The organism is Neobacillus sp. OS1-2 (assembly GCF_030915505.1).
Classification (GTDB): domain Bacteria; phylum Bacillota; class Bacilli; order Bacillales; family Cytobacillaceae; genus Neobacillus.
This window is the reverse complement of sequence record NZ_CP133265.1, coordinates 4,525,992-4,545,354: the sequence shown is the minus strand read 5'-3', so window position 1 is coordinate 4,545,354 and position 19,363 is coordinate 4,525,992. Positions and strand designations below refer to the sequence as shown.

16 protein-coding genes are annotated in these 19,363 nt (G+C 39.5%); 8 read left to right on the top strand and 8 right to left on the bottom strand.

Annotation, left to right across the window (positions count from 1 at the left end; translation table 11 throughout):
- Positions 1-37: 37 nt before the first annotated feature.
- Together RCG19_RS22625 and RCG19_RS22620 are read right to left on the bottom strand one after the other, a co-directional pair.
- Entirely contained in the window at positions 38-1,381 is a 1,344-nt protein-coding gene (locus tag RCG19_RS22625) for a TldD/PmbA family protein (protein ID WP_308109028.1), read from the bottom strand.
- Positions 1,382-1,385: 4 nt separating this feature from the next.
- Positions 1,386-2,774, bottom strand: coding sequence for a TldD/PmbA family protein (locus RCG19_RS22620; RefSeq protein WP_308109027.1), 1,389 nt, complete (start codon positions 2,772-2,774; stop codon positions 1,386-1,388).
- 229 nt (positions 2,775-3,003) lie between these two features.
- On the opposite strand from RCG19_RS22620, the gene RCG19_RS22615 reads away from it, so the two are divergent.
- The gene (locus RCG19_RS22615; protein WP_308109026.1) at positions 3,004-3,690 is read left to right on the top strand and encodes an NUDIX hydrolase; all 687 of its coding nucleotides are present in this window, start codon (positions 3,004-3,006) and stop codon (positions 3,688-3,690) included.
- Here RCG19_RS22615 and RCG19_RS22610 read toward each other — a convergent pair.
- The 3 genes from RCG19_RS22610 to RCG19_RS22600 all read right to left on the bottom strand — a co-directional run bounded on the left by RCG19_RS22610 (position 3,672) and on the right by RCG19_RS22600 (position 6,457).
- Entirely contained in the window at positions 3,672-4,502 is an 831-nt protein-coding gene (locus RCG19_RS22610; RefSeq protein WP_308109025.1) for an MBL fold metallo-hydrolase, read from the bottom strand. The two genes, RCG19_RS22615 and RCG19_RS22610, sit on opposite strands and share 19 nt — an antisense overlap.
- Positions 4,503-4,620: 118 nt before the next feature.
- Entirely contained in the window at positions 4,621-5,457 is an 837-nt protein-coding gene (locus RCG19_RS22605) for an SDR family oxidoreductase (protein WP_308109023.1), read from the bottom strand.
- Between the two features lie 22 nt (positions 5,458-5,479).
- Positions 5,480-6,457 (bottom strand): 2-hydroxyacid dehydrogenase, encoded by a 978-nt coding sequence (locus RCG19_RS22600; RefSeq protein WP_308109022.1) that lies wholly within the window; start codon positions 6,455-6,457, stop codon positions 5,480-5,482.
- Positions 6,458-6,782: 325 nt separating this feature from the next.
- Here RCG19_RS22600 and RCG19_RS22595 point away from each other — a divergent pair, with 325 nt between their 5' ends.
- Both RCG19_RS22595 and ftsZ read left to right on the top strand, forming a co-directional pair.
- On the top strand, positions 6,783-7,115 hold the full coding sequence (locus tag RCG19_RS22595; protein WP_308109021.1) for a hypothetical protein: 333 nt from the start codon (positions 6,783-6,785) through the stop codon (positions 7,113-7,115).
- Between the two features lie 253 nt (positions 7,116-7,368).
- On the top strand, positions 7,369-8,541 hold the full coding sequence (ftsZ, locus tag RCG19_RS22590) for a cell division protein FtsZ (protein WP_308109020.1): 1,173 nt from the start codon (positions 7,369-7,371) through the stop codon (positions 8,539-8,541).
- A gap of 33 nt (positions 8,542-8,574) precedes the next feature.
- On the opposite strand, the gene RCG19_RS22585 is transcribed toward ftsZ, so the two are convergent.
- Positions 8,575-9,477: a TetR/AcrR family transcriptional regulator gene (locus tag RCG19_RS22585; protein WP_308109019.1), complete on the bottom strand. Its 903-nt coding sequence runs from the start codon at positions 9,475-9,477 to the stop codon at positions 8,575-8,577.
- A 188-nt stretch (positions 9,478-9,665) separates the two neighbouring features.
- On the opposite strand from RCG19_RS22585, the gene RCG19_RS22580 reads away from it, so the two are divergent.
- The 3 genes from RCG19_RS22580 (at position 9,666) to RCG19_RS22570 (ending at position 14,618) form a co-directional block, all read left to right on the top strand.
- Entirely contained in the window at positions 9,666-11,210 is a 1,545-nt protein-coding gene (locus tag RCG19_RS22580) for a DHA2 family efflux MFS transporter permease subunit (RefSeq protein WP_308109018.1), read from the top strand.
- Between the two features lie 721 nt (positions 11,211-11,931).
- The gene (gene ltrA, locus RCG19_RS22575) at positions 11,932-13,368 is read left to right on the top strand and encodes a group II intron reverse transcriptase/maturase (protein WP_308108194.1); all 1,437 of its coding nucleotides are present in this window, start codon (positions 11,932-11,934) and stop codon (positions 13,366-13,368) included.
- 260 nt (positions 13,369-13,628) lie between these two features.
- Complete coding sequence (locus RCG19_RS22570; protein WP_308109017.1) at positions 13,629-14,618, top strand: proline dehydrogenase family protein; 990 nt, start codon at positions 13,629-13,631, stop codon at positions 14,616-14,618.
- Positions 14,619-14,714: 96 nt separating this feature from the next.
- Here RCG19_RS22570 and RCG19_RS22565 read toward each other — a convergent pair whose 3' ends face one another.
- Entirely contained in the window at positions 14,715-15,140 is a 426-nt protein-coding gene (locus tag RCG19_RS22565; RefSeq protein ID WP_308109016.1) for a hypothetical protein, read from the bottom strand.
- Positions 15,141-15,480: 340 nt separating this feature from the next.
- Between RCG19_RS22565 and RCG19_RS22560 the strand changes: the two genes are divergently transcribed.
- Together RCG19_RS22560 and RCG19_RS22555 are read left to right on the top strand one after the other, a co-directional pair.
- Positions 15,481-16,299, top strand: coding sequence for a formate/nitrite transporter family protein (locus tag RCG19_RS22560; protein WP_308109015.1), 819 nt, complete (start codon positions 15,481-15,483; stop codon positions 16,297-16,299).
- 215 nt (positions 16,300-16,514) lie between these two features.
- Positions 16,515-17,507, top strand: coding sequence for a VanW family protein (locus RCG19_RS22555; protein ID WP_308109014.1), 993 nt, complete (start codon positions 16,515-16,517; stop codon positions 17,505-17,507).
- A gap of 102 nt (positions 17,508-17,609) precedes the next feature.
- On the opposite strand, the gene RCG19_RS22550 is transcribed toward RCG19_RS22555, so the two are convergent.
- The gene (locus RCG19_RS22550) at positions 17,610-19,292 is read right to left on the bottom strand and encodes a hypothetical protein (protein ID WP_308109013.1); all 1,683 of its coding nucleotides are present in this window, start codon (positions 19,290-19,292) and stop codon (positions 17,610-17,612) included.
- Between the last annotated feature and the right edge of the window lie 71 nt (positions 19,293-19,363).

The following is a 19,363-nucleotide window of genomic DNA, read 5'->3' as shown; positions in this document are numbered from 1 at the left end:
TCGCTTGTTTTTTACACCCACCAAAAAGTGTCCCCTATTACTCTACCGTAACCGATAATGATTTAACTAAAACCGATGGTGATCCAATCGGTGAAAGTGGGAAGGTTAAATCCGAGCCAATTTCCTCGACATTCTGCAATAAATGATAGAAATTACCTGCGATAGTCATTAAGTTTACCGGATATTGCACCGACCCATTGGACACATAGAAACCATTAGCAGCAACTGAAAAGTCCCCAGAAACCGTGTTTGCCCCGGAATGAAGGCCTGATAGACCCGTAATTAAAATACCCTCGTTCATACGATTTAACAGATCCTCATAGGGGACAGTCGATGGTTCGATATAAAGATTAGATGGTCCAACCTTGACGGCGCTTTTATAGGAATCTTTATGTGCATGCCCAGTTGTTACCGTTTGCTCCTTTTTCGCTGTTTTTTGATTGTGAAGGAAGGATTGCAAGATACCAGACTCTACTAATGTCAGTTTCGTAGTCGCAACCCCTTCGCTATCAAACGTTCTACTTGCAAGTCCTCCTTTTAGGAATGGGTCATCAAAAATCGTTATCTTTTCTCCGGCAATTTGTTTTCCTAGCTTATCCTTTAAAGATGAAATACCTGCTTGAGTATTTTCGGCTGAAAAATTTGAAGCATATGTTGCCAATAGACTTGCTGCGGCATCATTTCTTAATAAAACTGGATATTCTTTGCTCTCAATATTTCTGGCACCCAGTTGTGAAAGTGCTTCTTCTGCAGCCTTTTTAGCAATTTCCTTGGCATTTAAGCGATGAAAATCTTTGGTCACTTTATATTCAAAGGATGTTTTTGTTTCCCCGCCGTCTTTGACGATGGCTTCCACGATGACATACAGATAATTCATTTTGTCCTTTAGAGATAAACCTTTCGTATTTGAAAGACTTCTTGAGACTGATTCTGTCCGAATCATGCAATAATCAGTTGCGATAATTCTCGGATCAATGGCCAGTAATTCCCGTTCAACATCCTTAATAAATTGTATTTTTTCCGGTATGCCCACCTCATTTAATGCAGTAGAGAAAAAGTCTTCTTGCTCGTATTCACTGCTTCCGGCAAAGATTTCTTCCATATCCTCATCATTTATTATCACCGTGTTTTCTTTCGCATTTTTTAATAAGAAAGAAATGGAGGCATCATCGATTTTCTCGGAATAGGCGTAGCCCATTTTTTCATTAAAAATCCCGCGGAAGGAAACACCGCCGTCTTCGGCAATTTCATATTGATCAATTTCACCCTTATAAACTTGGCACCCAAATACTTCCTTCTTTTCATAATAGATTTCGACATCAGTAAAACCGCTGCTTTTAGCGGCAGTGAATAGTTTCACCTGAAATTCTTGTATATTCATTCACTTATTCCCCCTTTGTCCCACCGACGGTAATTTCGCTGACCCGGATCATCGGCTGACCGACGTTAACCGGAATACTTCCACTAAGTGATCCGCACATGCCGGCACCGTGTCCTAAATTATTCCCAACCATATCGACAAGCTGTAAGGTCTTAGGGCCATTTCCGATTAATGTAGCCCCTTTTAACGGTTTGCCGAGCTTCCCGTTTTTCACTTCATACGCTTCCATGACCGCAAAGTTATAATCACCTGTTGCTGGGTTAACCTGGCCGCCACCCATATATTTGGTAAAAATTCCATGTTCCGTATTAGCGATGATTTCTTCAGGTGTTGATTTTCCAGGGGCAATAAATGTATTCGTCATTCTGGAGGTGGGAGCAAAGCGGAAGGATTGTCTCCTGCCTGAACCGGTTGGTTCCATGCCCATTCTGCGCGAGTTAAATTTATCAATTAAATAGCCTTTTAGAATGCCATTTTCGATGAGGACATTTTTCCGTGCGATTTCCCCTTCATCGTCTATATTGATCGAACCCCATTCATTTTGAAGCGTGCCATCATCGATATATGTAACAATGGAAGGGGCGACCCTTTCACCAATACGATTTGCAAAAACGGAATTGTTTTTCGCAACTGCGGTGGCCTCTAAACCATGTCCACAGGCTTCATGAAAAATAACACCGCCGAATTCATTATCGATAATAACAGGGAATTTCCCACTAGGACATGGGCTGGCATCCAACATCGTCACGGCGATACGGGCTGCCTCATTTGCATAATAGTCCAAATTTAAATCTTCAAAAAACTCGAATCCTTGGTACGCACCAGGTCCATAAAAACCAGTTTCCATTTGGTTACCACAAACCGCCACTGCCTGAATTGCCAGCCTGGAACGAACCCGTTTGTCTTCGATCCATTTCCCATCGGAATTAGCAATCAGCACATTTTGTTCTTCATCCATTAAGCGGACAGTTACTTGTGAAATACTAGAATGGTAGTTACTAGCGGTATTATACGCATTTTTCATGATGGCGGCTTTGCGGGATTTAATCACTTCTTGCGGCAAGAGCTGAATGGGATGAATGGTGTCAAATGATTCTCGCACTAGTGGGGAGGGGTGAAAAATGGTATGTCCGCTAATGGCTTGTGCCGCATTTTTAGCTGCTTTTAAAAGTCCTTCCTTACTATGGTCTGTGGTATAGGCATAAACACTTTGTAATCCTTTAAAGACACGAATGCCGATCCCAAAATCACGCCCAGTGAGACAGGTCTCAATTTTACCGCTTTGCAGGGTGAAATTATTGATAAAACGATCCTCGACGAAAATCTCCGAAAAATCTCCGCCCGATGATAAAGCCTCTGTCAGTACGTCTTCAATGATTGATTGACTTAGCATTTTAGACCTCCAAAATTCTTTTTTTTATACCAGAAAGATTTCATTATTTAATGGAATCGTCTGAATATTTGTTCGCTATTATCATACAGCAATATGATAATTTATGGTTAATTTTCCCTCTCATGAGATTGTTGTTTTTTGAAAAATGGTAAAAAAGCTTTTGGAAGGGAAGGGAATTCCCAATAACAAGTTGAATATAAAGGAAAATAGGATAAAAAAGGGTGAATAAATGATGAGTGCCATACCAAGACCAGCATCAACGGTTGTATTAATGGATAAATCCTCCAGGGTCTATATGACAAAAAGACCTAAAACGATGAAGTTTTTTGCTGGCTATTATGTTTTTCCCGGAGGTTCCGTAGATCGAAGTGACGACATAAAGGAATGTAACAGTTTTATTAAGGGAACACACAATGATACATTTGAACTTGCATATTATGTGGCAGCTGCAAGAGAATTATTTGAAGAAGTGGGTGTTTTAGTTTGTAAAAATGAGGACGGTTCGCCGGTTCTGCTTAATGAAAAAAAAGCAGTGGAATACCGCCGTCTCCTTATAAATGGGGACATTTCATTTTTGGAGCTGTTAAAAAAGGAAGGACTTCAATTTCAGCTTGATGACTTAACCTACATCGGTCAAATTGTTACGCCAAATAGAAGCCGAATAAGATTTGATACTCGTTTTTTTCTAACTCACCTGCCTGAAGGACAGACCCCAACACCAGATGCGAATGAAATTAGTAAGACCAAATGGATTTCTCCGGGCGATGCACTAACCGCCTGCGATAATGGAGAAATTTTATTGGGGCCGCCAACTGTACATACATTGAAGACTATTTTTAATCATGTAAAAGGCCTGCCGTTAGAGATGCCTGAATTTAATCTAAACGATTACTTAGCCTATTTGAGAGAAAAATAGGAATCATCCATGATCACGGTATCATCTTTCATTAATTTGATTAGATGTGCTTCAGTGGTTCGTTTTGCAACCTCAAAGACATTTGGGTGTGGGAGCTTGTCATAAATCAGATTTGTCAAATGGACTACCGTTAAGCTTCCATGTTCTTCGAGCAGGGATTTGATTTGGTTTTCGCGGTAAAATCTCCGGCCTAAAACAAAATCAATATGTTCGTGGGGATTTTCCACCCATTCACCATGTCCGGGGCCAATTTTGTTTAATTTCAATTGTTTTAACCTTTTTAGTGTTTGCAAATAGTCAGACATATTTCCATCAGGGGGCCCGATCCATGATGTTCCTTCCGCCACGATGTTGTCACCGGTAAGGAGAATTTGTTTAGATGAAATATAAAGATTTAATTGACCTGCCGTATGACCAGGGGCATGGAAAATAATGATTTCTTCACCTGCAATGCTAATTCTGTCACCATCCTCAAAAAAGGATAGTTGATCCCAAGGAGCAACAGCTGCAAGGGTGGCTTGTTCTTCCTGACGGTGGCAATAAACTACCGGCTTCCAATCTACTAATTGTAATACTCCCGGGGCATGGTCAGGGTGTGAATGGGTTAATATAATAGACTTAGGCAGTGCAAGTCCATTTTCCTTCATCACCCTCTGTAAAACTATTTTCGTAGCCGGTTGATCATAACCGGCATCGACTAATATACTTTCATGCTTGTTCCCAATAAGGTAGCAATTTGTAGTGGTATGTGGCAATAAAGTGGGTGTCGGAATTGGAACACGAATTACTTTACATTCATTTCCTGTTTTCATCGTCCATCTCATCCTTTCACAATCTCAAACCTCATGGAATAATCAATTATTATCGTATTCATCATGAATATAAGAAATTCCTGCTGAAAAAAGGATGTCTACGTTTTTTATCACCATTTTAAGACCTTAACTTTTTCAAAATCAGTGATTCTATAAATCTCCATGGGAGGAGATTTTTGATAAACAGAGTTTGCTTTACACCCTTCCCAATTGGATATCTAAGGTTAGGTGATTTTTGTTGCGAGGCAAGATGCGCTACGAGTTTCGCAACTTCGATGGGATTACCATGAGCAGCTTTCCCACCCTCAATTTCTTTCATCATCCTCTCCATATAGGATAAATAGGGGGAGTCACGATTGATATCCATTTGGTCGACACTTGCCCAAATATTTGTTTGATAAGAACCAGGCTCAATTAATGTTACATCAATCCCAAATGGTTTAAGCTCAAGCCTTAAGCTTTCGCTATACCCTTCAAGGGCGTGCTTAGATGCAACATAGGCAGATAATCCAGGGAATCCCACTCTGCCACTAATACTGCTGAGGTTAATAATCCTGCCTTGCTTTTTTGCCCTCATAAACGGAAGAACGGCTTGTGTTACTGCAATCACCCCGAAAAAATTGGTCTCAAATTGCCGCCGATATTCTTCAATCGTTAACTCTTCACTAAAACCGCCGATGGCAAACCCCGCATTGTTTACTAACACATCAATAGAAGGAAAATCTACTAGCTTGGATTTAAATTCATAAATGGAGTCGGTTGAAGTAACATCTAACTGGTTGATTTGAATCGTATTTTCTATCCCTTTTACTTTTGCGAGTTCAAGGAGTTGTTTTGATTTTTTTATATCTCTCATTGTCGCCATGACAGTGAAGCCTTTTGTAGCTAGCTCAATCACACACAATAAACCAAAACCGCTAGAGGCCCCGGTTACAATTGCAGTTTTATTGGTCATAGTTTCTCCTTTATTCATCCGTTTATCTATTTAGGACGTCAGGGTTAATCAAATTTTTAGGCCGTTTACCGGTTAGTCCTGCAATTAAATTTTCCACAGCTAAATTAGCCATTTTGAGTTCTGTTTCAAAGGTGGATGACCCGATATGTGGTGTAGTTACGACATTTGAAAACTGAAGCAACGGGTGACCTGGTGATAATGGTTCTGATCTATATACATCCAACGCGGCAGCGTGAATCGTTTTTTTATGTAATGCTGTCATCAGTGCCATTTCATCAACTGTTTTACCTCGTGAACCATTTACAAAAATCGCGGATTTTTTCATCAGTTTAAATTCTCGTTCCCCCATTAAATTCTCCGTGTCAGATGTAAGTGGCGTCATTAAGCAAACAAAATCAGATTGCTTTAATAATGTTTCTAAGTCACAGAATGTAGCGTTATATTTACCTTCAGCTTCAATGTTACGTTTACGATTGTGGTAAAGAATATTCATGTCAAAACCGAGATGAGCTCTTTTGGCAATGGCTGAACCAATTTTGCCCATCCCGATAATCCCCAATGTTTTATGATGAACATCGATAGCGTATTGTTCTGTTGTTAAATGCTGCTTCCAATTCCCAGTTTTAACAAAGTGATCTAACTCGGGAATGCGCCGTGCCGCCGCAAGGAGAATGCCGAAAATGGCATCGGCCGTTGTATCCTCGAGGACACCTGGTGTATGGGTTCCCATGATACCGCGTAATGACATTTCATCAATAGAGAGATTATTATAGCCGGTGGAGTTATTAGAAACAATTTGTAACTTTGGCGCTTTGTCGAGCAATTCCTTATCAACCGGAAGGGCTAGCCCTACAATCCCTTCAGCCTCCTTAAGGGCATGTAAAAAGGCAATGTCTGTTTTAGGATTAATCCCATCAAATATTTCTACTTCAAAGGAATCGTCAAGTTGTTCCAGAGCTTCTGTTAAGACAAAATTATAGGCAATGATTTTTCTCTTCATCGTATGGTTCTCCTTTCTAGTGAAAGTTCTTTATTTGAAAAGTGCCATACCTATTAAAAGTGACATAAACCTTTAAAAGAGTCAATAATTCTGAAAATTAGCAGGTGAACATCCCCCTAATTTTGGTAAATGGGTGTATAATAAAGGTGGAAAGAAGGGACTCCATTGGTTTTACGATCGATTTTTCCAAAACAAATCGAAAGAAGATGGGGAAGATGAGTAAAAAGAATGGTTTGTCAATTGGTGTTGCTGATTCTTATTAGTATTGGGCGCTGGTGCGATTGTTTGTGGAATTTTGTTCATTTTAAAACCGGATGGCTCGTTGTTGAAAATGGCAGTGGATCTTTTAGAGAATAGCCCCTTTAAAAACTTTTTCATTCCAGGTATCATGTTATTGGTTTTCAATGGGGTATTTAGCCTAATTTCCGCCTTTTTGTTACTTATCCATTACCGTTATGCAGGAATTGGCGTCATGTTCCTTGGCGGTGTAATGATTATTTGGATTGTCGCCCAAGTGTTCTGGCTAGGCTGGATTAGCTGGCTGCAGCCTACTTTTCTGGCATTGGGAGTATTCGAACTAATTGTAGGACTATACTTGGATTCGCAAAATAACATTGGATTGTTTAGTGGCCGCCATCATGGTTCACATGCCCATTAAATAAAAATGTAAATTTTCATATAGTGTAAAGTCCTCTTAATGGAGGGCTTTATTTTTTGCGAAAAAATTATGGGGACAGAAAAATGATGAAAACTACGTTCAAATGAATACGAGGCACTATAGTAACTCCTCTATTATTTTGCTAAAATAGTAAGTGCTATTAGTTTTTTTAGGCTAAATATCATATAATAAATCTAAAGTGAATTTTCTGAATAATGAAGTAATGTTAGGATTAGGCTAGGAGGAATTGTCGATGTGGGATTTTGATATGAATATAGATCAAATAGCGAGAATTAAAGTAATCGGCGTTGGCGGTGGGGGAAATAACGCTGTTAACCGAATGATTGAGGATGGCATACAAGGCGTTGAATTTATTGCTGTGAATACAGACGCCCAAGCTCTTAATCTATCGAAAGCAGAGATTAAGATGCAAATTGGGGCAAACTTAACAAGAGGATTAGGAGCAGGTGCCAATCCAGAAGTTGGGAGTAAGGCAGTAGAGGAAAGCCGCAAGCAGCTGCAAGAAGTATTAAAGGGAGCTGACATGGTTTTCGTTACAGCCGGAATGGGCGGCGGTACGGGGACCGGGGCTGCACCAGCGATTGCACAAATTTCCAGGGAGCTTGGTGCTTTAACAATTGGTGTGGTCACTCGTCCATTTGGATTTGAGGGGCGTAAGCGTGCTGTCAACGCGGCAAGTGGAATCGAGGCAATGAGGGAAGCAGTGGATACATTAATTATTGTTCCCAATGATCGCTTATTACAAATTGTTGATAAGAAGACCCCGATGTTGGAAGCATTCCGTGAAGCGGATAATGTCCTTCGGCAAGGTGTACAAGGGATTTCCGATTTGATTGCTGTGCCAGGCTTAATCAACCTTGATTTTGCAGATGTGAAAACAATCATGTCCAATCAAGGAACGGCCTTAATGGGGATAGGGGTGGCAAAAGGCCCGCATCGTGCTGTTGAAGCGGCAAAAAAGGCCATTTCAAGTCCGCTCCTGGAAACTTCCATTAATGGTGCTCAAGGGGTACTCATGAATATCACGGGCGGTAGCAATCTAAGTCTCTACGAAGTACAAGAGGCAGCTGATATTGTTGCATCTGCAGCGGATAAGGAATTGAACATGATTTTTGGTTCCATCATTAACGAGAGCCTAAAGGAAGAAATAATGATTACGGTTATTGCTACAGGCTTTGTGGAGTATGATCGCACATCCAAAACTCAATCTCCGACTATCACAAAAGAAGGAAGGACCCCTTCCAGTCGTTCAAAAGTCATCCAGGAAGAACCAATTCAAGGAAATGAACAGCAATGGTATCAGCCTGAAGTAGAACAGGGGAACTCTCACCATTCGCAATCGCAGGACCAAGACGATTCTCTTGATATACCGGCATTTTTGCGTAATCGAAGAAGATCCAGATAAAAGATAACCCCCAAATCGCAAAAGGTTTGGGGGTTAGTTGTCTTCTTCTATATCCTTAAAAAATGACTCAATCAGATGAATAAGCTTTTGGAAACTTTTCTCTTCCATGATATCTTTTTTCGAATTCAATGTTGATATGGCACTTTCAACAAGATATTTTCGCGGTTTCTTGTTGTTCAATAGTTCATCATGAATAAAGTCTAATAATTCATCGTTTTTGAACTGATCATCTTTTTGGCAAAGGGACTTTTTAACTAATAGGATTGTGTGATAGAGCTCCTGCTGGAAAAACTTGCTGCTTTTCTGACAGTTCGGCAGCCATTGATCCAGAAGTTCAGGATTTAGTAATTGTTCGTCCGCTTCTGCTACCTCATTTACCACTTGCGTTATCCGCCCCACACTGTATCGGACAATTTTATCGATACTCTTCGTATTTGACTTTTTCGCCATCCCGTTAAATTTTAGGTTGTGGAGTAGAATTCCGTTAAACATAACCGCACAATCTAACAAAAAGGGCTTTTTGCTCTCACCAAAGAGATCGATGAAGCGATTGTATACCCAGCGAAGATTCCTTAATTGTCCTTCTCTAATTAATTGCTTAAGCTCTTCATCATTTGAAACAAATACCTCTTCGAAAAGAAATAATAACTTATTCGTCCGGGTCATTTTCAATTGCAATTCCACTTGCTTGATAAAGATTTCGATGTTTGAGGGGTCTTCCCCAATGAGTAATTCACTGCGATCATAGTCAAGTTTTTTATAAATCATTTTAAAAAGTGTGATTAATAATTCATTTTTGGAAGAAAAATAGTTATAAAATGTGCCTTTAGAGATACCGCTATAGTTTAAAATATCCTGAATAGACGTGGCTTGATACCCTTTGTCTATAAATAATTGGCGGGCAGCATCAATTACATGCTGTTTCCTGTCATTCATTTCATCACCCTTTCTTTGTATGGTAGACTGCGTGTATAAAAATTATAGTACCTTATTTAATAGAAGGTTACAAACCCATTAAATAACAGGATATTTTTTGATTGCAAAATTTGAACCAAAGGTATAAGATAGTGGTTATCTGATTTTTAATGATATGTTTGGACTATTCGTCTAAGGGGGAAACAATAATGGATCAAACCGAAAAAAAGCATGACCGTCCACCATACGGAATTTTAGCCGTATTGATGATCGGTGCCTTTATTTCATTTTTAAACAACACGTTATTAAACATTGCACTGCCTTCTATTATGAGGGACTTGAATGTAGAAGCATCCACGGTTCAGTGGCTTACTACAGGGTTTATGCTGGTAAATGGGATCTTGATCCCAGCAAGTGCGTTCCTCATTCAAAAATTTTCAGTACGGCATATCTTCTTAGGTGCCATGATTTTATTTACTGCAGGAACGATTCTCGCTGGTTTTGCCCATGTATTTCCACTCCTTTTAGCAGGGCGGATGCTGCAGGCTTCCGGGTCTGCCATTTTGATGCCGCTGTTAATGAATGTTATGTTAGTATCCTTCCCAATTGAAAAAAGGGGAGCGGCAATGGGTGTTTTCGGTCTGATATTAATGTTTGCACCAGCCATTGGGCCAACATTATCTGGCTGGATTATTGAGCATTATGATTGGAGAATGCTATTCCACTTTGTTACACCTATTGCTATTATTGTTGTCTTACTTGGTATTTTCTTACTTAAAGACAAAAAAGAGAAAGTGGATATCCGCCTTGATTTCTTGTCGCTTCTCCTTTCAAGTATTGGTTTTGGCGGTATCTTATATGGATTTAGTTCTGCCGGCAGTAAAGGCTGGGACAGCCCATTAGTGTATGGAACGATTGCCATAGGGATTATTTCGTTGACCGTATTTATTTTCCGTCAGTTAAGTCAAGATGAGCCATTATTAAATTTTAGGATCTATAAATACCCAATGTTTGCCTTGTCTTCTGTTATTACCATGTCAGTTAATATGGCTTTGTTTTCCGGAATGCTCTTGTTGCCTATTTATGTTCAAAACCTTCGCGGCATCTCGCCGATGGACGCAGGATTAATGCTAATGCCAGGGGCAATTTTGATGGCGTTGATGTCACCAATCACAGGTAAATTATTTGATAAAATTGGCGGACGAATTCTTGCTGTCACTGGATTAGCGATTATCGTCGTGACAACTTATGGGTTTAGTCAATTAACCCTTCATACAACATATACACACCTCATTATCTTATATTCAATACGGGCTTTTGGGATGTCAATGGTCATGATGCCTGTTTCAACAAACGGCCTAAATCAATTACCAAGACGGTTCTACCCACATGGTACAGCCATGAACAATACATTAAACCAAGTAGCAGGTGCTATTGGGACTGCCTTAATGGTGACCATTATGTCAAATCGTGCTGAGTCGCAGGGGAAAGTGCTTGGTGAGGAAGCAATGAAACATCTGACAGGAAAACCAACACCTGCTGCACTTGCCGAAATGAAACAACAGATCATGATGCAGGCAACATTGAACGGAATTAATTACTCGTTCCTAATCGCTAGCTTTATTGCTGCTGTAGCCCTCGTATTGGCATTCTTTATCAAACGTGTTAAACATGCAGAAGACGAATTAAAAGGTGGAAGCACCACAACAAAAACTGCCGATAAAAAAGTCGCTGCAAAACTAGTAGAGAACTAAGGTGCCTGACACCCTTTCTACTATTGCCACTATAATTTTAAGCCCATTTCTTTTTTTGAGATGGGCTTATTTTGTGCGACAGGCAGTCGTACCTTGTGCAGTAGAACTGCACTGAATGAGTTGTTAAAGGTTGGAGTACGTTATTGCGATAAACACGGCTCCCGAATCCTAGAAGACTCGTTTTCCCGAAGGTGAAAATCCTTCCACTAGAGTGCTGATACAACTAGTGAAGACTAATCTAGGGCATCACCGTGAGGTGATGTCTGAAGGAGATGCGGACAATCGAGAGACCCGCAGTCGGATAAGCAGACCCAAATGCAATAAGTGTGAAGCACGGCGGCAGGGTAAGTTGGCGACTATGCGAATATAATGGGAAGCCCACTATAACATTAGTGGTCTCTATACCAATGAATCAGCCGGATAGAGGCAATTTATCAAGTGATGGTGCTGGGTATGTTTAGAAGGAAGGTGCGATGACCCCGTGAGGTCTCCATTCCAACCCAAAGGGACATCTACCTATAAGGGTAATCCGAAATGCTAGATGTGAATGGAGAAGTCAGACGTTCTCATAGTACGGAAGTAGTGTATGGACTAAACCATGCATGAACGGAAGGGGAACGACCTTGTGGCTCCACATCTGTAAAGATGTGTAATGTTAACAGAAAACGATACCTCGGTATAAACGAACTGAATGTACACAATGAAGGGTGCGGAATATGTAATGAATCATACGTTAAAATTCAAATGGCATAGTATTTATGGACAAATACTTTTCGACAGAAGGCTAAAAGCTGCTTGGGAAAAGGTAGAAGCCAACAACGGGTCAGGTGGTATTGATGGCGAAACAATTGACAGCTATAGATATCACTTAGATGAAAATCTGGACTCGCTTCTACAGAGACTGAGAAATAAAGAGTATAAGCCGTCACCAGTAAGAAGACATTATATTCCTAAGAAAAATGGCAAAAAGCGACCCTTAGGCATTCCGAATATTGAAGATAGAATTGTCCAACAGGCAATAGTAAATGTACTTCAGCCGAAATTCGAAAGGGATATCTTTCACAAATGGTCATGTGGATACAGACCAAATGTTGGTGCAGAACGTGTCCTGCAAATAATCATGGCGAATATCGAACAAGGATATAATTACATCTTCGATGCAGATATTAAAGGCTTTTTCGATAATATCCCACATAAGAAGCTGATGAGAGTATTAAATAAATACATCGCAGATGGTACAGTGTTAGATATGATTTGGTTGTGGCTAAAAGCTGGTTATATGGAAGAAGGTAAATTTCACTCAACAGATACCGGCACTCCGCAAGGAGGGGTTATTTCTCCGTTACTAGCGAACGTATATTTAAATGAACTTGATTGGATCTGGGCTGAAAACAATATTCGTTTTGTAAGATTCGCCGATGACTTTTTGTTATTCGCAAAAACCAAAGAAGACATAAAGAGAGCGGCAGATATTACGAAAAGGAAATTAGCCGAACTTGGGTTGGAACTTGCAACGGAGAAAACAAAATTTGTAAACTTCGATGATGATGACTTTGACTTTATGGGATTCACTTTCGAACACTGGAGAAAACGCAAGAAGGATGGTAAGCCATACTATATAGCTAAACCGAAAGAATCAACTTGGAATGATTTTCGCCAGAAAATCAAAGTCAAGACGAAGAAAACACTCACTCTGAGTAAGGAAAAGTGGATTGAGTATGTTAACCCAGTGATTCGAGGAAAAGTAAACTATTTTCTCAATATTTATAAAGCAATTAAGGCAAATGAAGAACACGGATTTAACAGTTCATGCTTCTTTAAAGCATTTGGGAAAGAACTACTTGCGATAGATGGCTATATTCGACAAAGGTTAAGAGTAGCCATGATTCACAAACACCCTAGCCAAAGAAAAGGTCATGCGATGAAAACAAAATGGAATAATGAGTTCTTTGCTATTATTGGACTTATCCCTTCATACTGGTATTACTACCACAAGATATATGGCTTTTCTCTAGAAAGTTACATTCTTCGAATGAAAGAAAAGCAAAAGAAAGAACAGGAAAGACGAATCCTAAAGGCAAAAGAAAAGGGTCAAGAGTATTATACTCCTGACCGTGTCCGCAAAATGAAATATGCTCAAAGATTGGCAACGTATTGACCATTTGTAACACATTGGTAAGCCGTATGCCTTAATAGGGCACGTACGGTTTGATAAGGGGGAAGCCTCGAAAGAGGTTTCCCTACTTTATTATGATTCCGGAAATAATAAAATAGGTGTAATACCAACAAAATGAACCAGAAAAACAACTGGGAATTAAGGCAGAGTAACTGATTTATTTCCGAAAATTCTCAAAATAAATATTAATGAAAGCGTATGCTATAATGATAATAAAAAACAACAGCAAGGAGCAAATCGCAATGTTGAAAGATATTTTTATGGGTTTATCCCAAAACCAATTTCTCAACAGTACAGCAAAGAAATATGGGTTAAAAATGGGGGCCCAAAGCGTTGTTGCTGGAATGAATATACCGGAAGTCATTAAAAGCATAAAGGAACTAAACGCGCATGGAATCTCTTGTACTGTCGATAACCTTGGAGAATTCGTGTTTAAAGAAGAAGAGGCAACAGCAGCGAAGGAACAAATTTTACAGGTCGTTGAGGCAATCCATGAGAACCAAGTGGATGCACATATTTCATTAAAGCCAACCCAAGTTGGCTTGGATATCGATTATACTTTTTGTTTGAACAATGTACGAGAGATCGTGGATAAAGCAAGCCAATATCATATGTTTATCAATATTGATATGGAGGACTTTAAACATCTAGAACTAACCTTTAATTTATTGGACGACCTCTCGCTGGAGTATGAAAATGTAGGTACCGTAATACAAGCATATTTCCATAATGCACTGGAATATGTTGAACGATATAAAAATTATCGAATTCGTCTTGTAAAAGGTGCATATAAAGAGTCAGTAGAAATCGCATACCAGGACAAGAAGGACATCGATAACAATTATATAAAGTTAATTGAATGGCATTTATTGAACGGGAAATTTACTTCGATTGCGACACATGACCACAGAATCATTAATCATGTGAAAGAATTTGTTAAACGCAACGATATTTCCAAAGATAAATACGAGTTCCAAATGTTGTATGGCTTTAGGAAAGAGTTGCAGCTTAAATTGGCAAGCGAAGGTTATAACTTCTGTACGTATGTTCCCTTTGGAAATGATTGGTATGGGTATTTCATGAGACGCCTGGCGGAAAGACCACAAAACTTAAATCTTGTTGCGAAACAAGTATTTAATAAAAAGACAAACACCATACTCGGGGTAGCAGCAGGGGCCTATTTATTAGGTAGAATAACAACTTCTAAAGATAAGAAGAAAAAGCGTAAATAAGTGCAATAGAACATACAAAAAGACTACCAACGCAAATGTGTTGGTAGTCCTTTTTATGCGGAAAAGGTTATCACTATCATAATAGGAATAAGGGTGTCAGGCACCATTAGTAACTGCGCTGTAGGAGAAATTGGCGTCGTCCCATTGATAGAGCCCTTCTTGGAGTTTGATGATGGAATCAAATGGCCGTTGAAGGGGAGTGTCCGTTTCCAGCTCCATAATGTCTGGACTATTTTTTTGCTCCTCAATCAATTGGGTTCTTAATCGAAGCATATCTGTTTTGGAAGCGACGCGAATGATTTTATCTAGGGTAATTTTCTTTTCGCTGATTCCGTAGGTATTACAAATACTTGTCTGAAAACTTTTGTTATACTGTAGCATCATGTGTAAATCATTGATACATGCCACGCCGAAAACCTCTTTTATAATATCCTCATAACGCAGCTGTGTACCAGTTGCAAATTTAATAATATTTTTTTCAGGGTTCTCTAGGCAGTAAACTGTTTCAATTGTATTTTCCATTTATAACACCTTTTCTTCAATATATTTCAATCGCAAATACTTCAATGGGCATTGTCAATGTGAGTGGGAAACCAGAAGGAATTAAAAAAAGCTACGCATATTAGTGATCGTATGACTCTTACTATTTCTGTGTAATATTTATATTATAACATACTTTGTCTCATCACCCGCTAAGCTTCTTCAATTATGTAGAAAAATGTCGAAATTATATCGAAGGTAACACAGTAAAGGACTATTAATAGTTATAAAACGTTCACAGGAATGTGGGAGAAGTTGTTATAAAATAGAAGTATGTTAAAAACTTCACAAAGTAAAACGTTGTTGTTGAAAGGAGCACATCATGGGGTACAGTAAACCGGAAAAAATTTTGGAAATAGCCGTGGAAAATGGCGTGAAGAAAACGAAATATTCGCTGATGAAGACGATGATCTTAGGTTTTGAAGCGGGAGCCTTTATTGCTTTAGGATACTTAGTATGTATCCGCGTAACCGCAACCCTCTCACCCAATTTGGAAGGGTTAAGTAGCTTGATTGGGGCGTCTGTGTTTCCGATCGGCCTGATTCTTACCTTACTTGCCGGAGGTGAACTTCTTACAGGGAATATGATGGCTGTGCCGCTTGCAAGGATGGCTAACCGGATTACAACCGGTCAGGTCTTTTTCAATTGGTTTCTTGTTACGGTCAGTAATTTTCTTGGGGCTATCTTTGTCGCCTACTTTTTTGGCCACCTTGGCGGACTTACCGAAGTGGGGCCATACCTCTCAAAAACAATAAGTATCGCAGATCACAAGCTTGAAGCGTCCTTTTTGCAAGCCTTTATTTCAGGAATTGGCTGTAATTGGCTGGTTGCTGCAGCAGTTTGGCTTTCTTATGGGGCGGAAGATATGTTTGGAAAAATTGCTGGTATTTGGTTTCCAACCATGACGTTTGTAGCTATTGGATTTCAACACGTGGTGGCAAATATGTTTGTGATCCCAGCGTCCATTTTTGCTGGGCATTTTACTTGGATTGAGTATCTACATAATTTTATCCCAGTCTTTTTAGGAAATGCCATTGGCGGAACGATCTTTATTGCTATGGCATATTGGTACGCATTTGGGGAGAAGAAATCACCATATACAAAGACTAGCATGAAGAAGACAATGGAAAAAGCGGGATAATGTTGTAATATGCAGCAGTGGAGGAGCCTAGGCTTCACCGCTGTTTTTTTATTTAAATGCCTTCAAATCCCTCCGTTTCAGAAAATGTTTTGATCATCATCCGGACATATAGACAGGTTAAAAGGAATAAAATGTGTGAATGGAAGATCCAACTTACTATTCAGACTGTGTTGGATAGGCAACAATGATTAGGAAAAGAGGAGAAGTTGCAGGAAATGGCTATGCGGAAATGGGTAATGACAATTTTAGTAATTGGCAGTTTAATAGGGCTTTCGGGGTGTGCAGAAAAAACAACCAAAGAAAAAACACAGGAGGAAAAAATAACAGACCCACAAAAAGAGTCGATTCAAAAGCCACCGAAAGAACCGCAAAAAGTAGAGCCGATTGTAGTAAATGTTGTTGATCCCGATACGAAGCTGATTTTAAAGACTTTTTTACCAATTGATTTAGGATTTGAAACAGATCCAGAGAACTATAAAAAGGAATTGGAGAAGTGGGCCAAGGAGTTAGCGAGAGGAACGGAAACTGCAACTGGATATGACCAACGAATGGTGCTTGATAAATTGGATGAAAATGGTCAAATTATTAAAGGAAAACCACAGATCATTTTAGATGAAGCCGTATTAGTGGAAAGATTAATGACGGCATCTAGTAAGGGTGGTGATGTCGAGCTTCCACTTGAAGTAACTGACAGCGGCTATAACCCTGAAGATGCTGCACATTTAAGCGAAGTGGTGCTTGCCTCTTTCACTACCTATTTTAGTAGCGGGGTTGTGGGGCGATCGAAAAATATTGAACTATCTGCAAAGGCCATTGATCAAATCATTGTTGGAACAAAGGATATTTTTTCGTTTAATACAACGGTAGGTCCAAGTGACACTGAACATGGGTATCAACCGGCAAAAGAGATTGTAAATAAGCAATTGGTCGATGGAATCGGCGGCGGGATTTGCCAAACTTCCTCCACGCTGTTTAATGCAGTTGATCAAGTAGGAGTAAGGTATGTTGAAAAACATCACCATTCCTTATCTGTTGGCTATGTTCCGGCAGGGCGGGATGCCACTGTGTCATATGGCGGTCCGGACTTTCGTTTTCAAAATACAATCGGTGTGCCTTTTATCATTAAAACGATTTACGGCAAAGGGAAATTAACAGTCGAGGTGAGAACCTCTGCCACGTATCAAAGTCTGATTGCAAAAGGAAATTAACTATAAGCAACGCAAAATAGAATAAAAAAATAGGCGGAACTGTCTCATTTCTGATTAGCTCCGCCTTATGTTACTAATAACTGAATGACATTCGGACGAACGTTATTGTAATCCTTCTATTTTAAGTGTTTTGACAGGAAGGAAATCTTCTCCTGTTTCTAGGTAGCTCATCGAAACGTGATCACCCTCTTTTAGGTAGATGGCTAATGGTGCTTTTTCCGATGATATCAGATAGTTTTTATGGTTATCTAATAGGAAAGAAACAACTGTAAAATCTCCGGATTTTTCTTTATAGACCCTAAGAACTGTACCAGAGAGTTGTTTTTCTTCGGCTTTGGAGCTGCCGTTCACAGTACCTTTTCCACGCTGCAACGCGGTCTTATATTGTTTTAAGGCTTCATTTGGGGTGAGGCCATATACAGAAATTTCCGGATTTGCTGCCGAAACGATAAAGTAATTTTGCAAGAAGCCGTTAGAATCAAGGACAGGTGTTAGCCAGCTCGCCTCTCCGTAAAAATTATAGAGGATTGGCATTTGGCCATGCCATTTCTTTTCAATAAATTTCTTTTCAATAATTTGTAAAGCCCCTTGTGAATCCATATAGGATTGATCCGGGTTTCCTGTATAGTAGGTCGCTTTCCCGGTTCTTGAGTTGGTTAGAGAGTAGCCAAGCATCGAGTCTACTCCCTCTTTTGGACTGGTGAAATCGGTGAAGTAATACATCACACCCTTTTCATCAAAAATGGGGCTGACATTTGCCTCGGTACCTTCATCTGAAGGAAGCTTTACATCCGATTTTCCAAATTTACTATTCCAAAATCCATGGATAAAGTTCCCAAAATAGCTATTTTGCAGACTTACTACCTCAGGTGATACGGCGCCGTCAATAAAATCGGGAACCTCTGATAAAGGATATTCTTTCGTTTCGCCACTCTTTGAATCAACGACTACAATTCCTTCTACATCAAAGCCATTACGTGCCGAAATAAATTTCCCGTAGGAACGAATATAAAACGGTTTTCCTTTGTCATCTATTTCTAACTGCACATCCCCATAAAAAATCTTCTTTGAATAGTTCATCCGAATATGGCGCTCAACATTTTTATTAAAGAAGGAGGATGGGGTGTACACCATTTCCGACTTGATGAATGTAGGATTTGCAGATGAATCTGTGGCGCTTAAGGAAAAATAACCTTGTGTTTGATCACCTTTCCACCATTTGAAAAATCCTGAGAATTCAACGGGGGCGATATAGACATAATCACCATCCACCTTTTGAATTTGTAAATTTCCAAGTTCATAATAACTTGTGTTCGGCACTTGGCCGAATGCTTTTTTCATTTTGTTCCGGGCAAATTGCGGCGGAACGCTGGCGGGTGTTTCTTTTTCATCGAAGGTCTTGATTTCTACCTTTTGATTCATTTCGGCAATTTCATATTTTTCATCAGCATTAAACATAAAGGCCGAAAGGAAATACACACCGATGATGAGACTAATAATGAATAATAGAGCCTTAGCCTTTCTTTCTGCCCCTTTTGATAGGATTGCTCCAGTAGCGGTAAGAAGGATGGCCAACGGCCAAAGGGTGGAGAAATTTCTATCAAAATTACTAAAATAATAGAAGGCAAAGACACAAGCCATCAGAATGATAACCACCGCTAGGATGACGCCAGTCTTTAGCGGTGTACTATCCTTTGTACTTTGCTTTCCATTTTTATAAATGGGTAATAGAATGAGAGCAGAAGCCATTCCAACTATCAGCGTAAATATGAATATGTTCCCCATAAAAATCTCCTTTTTTTCTTGACGTTCCGTGCTTAATGATAAATATACGAAATATCAAAAGAAAAGTTTCA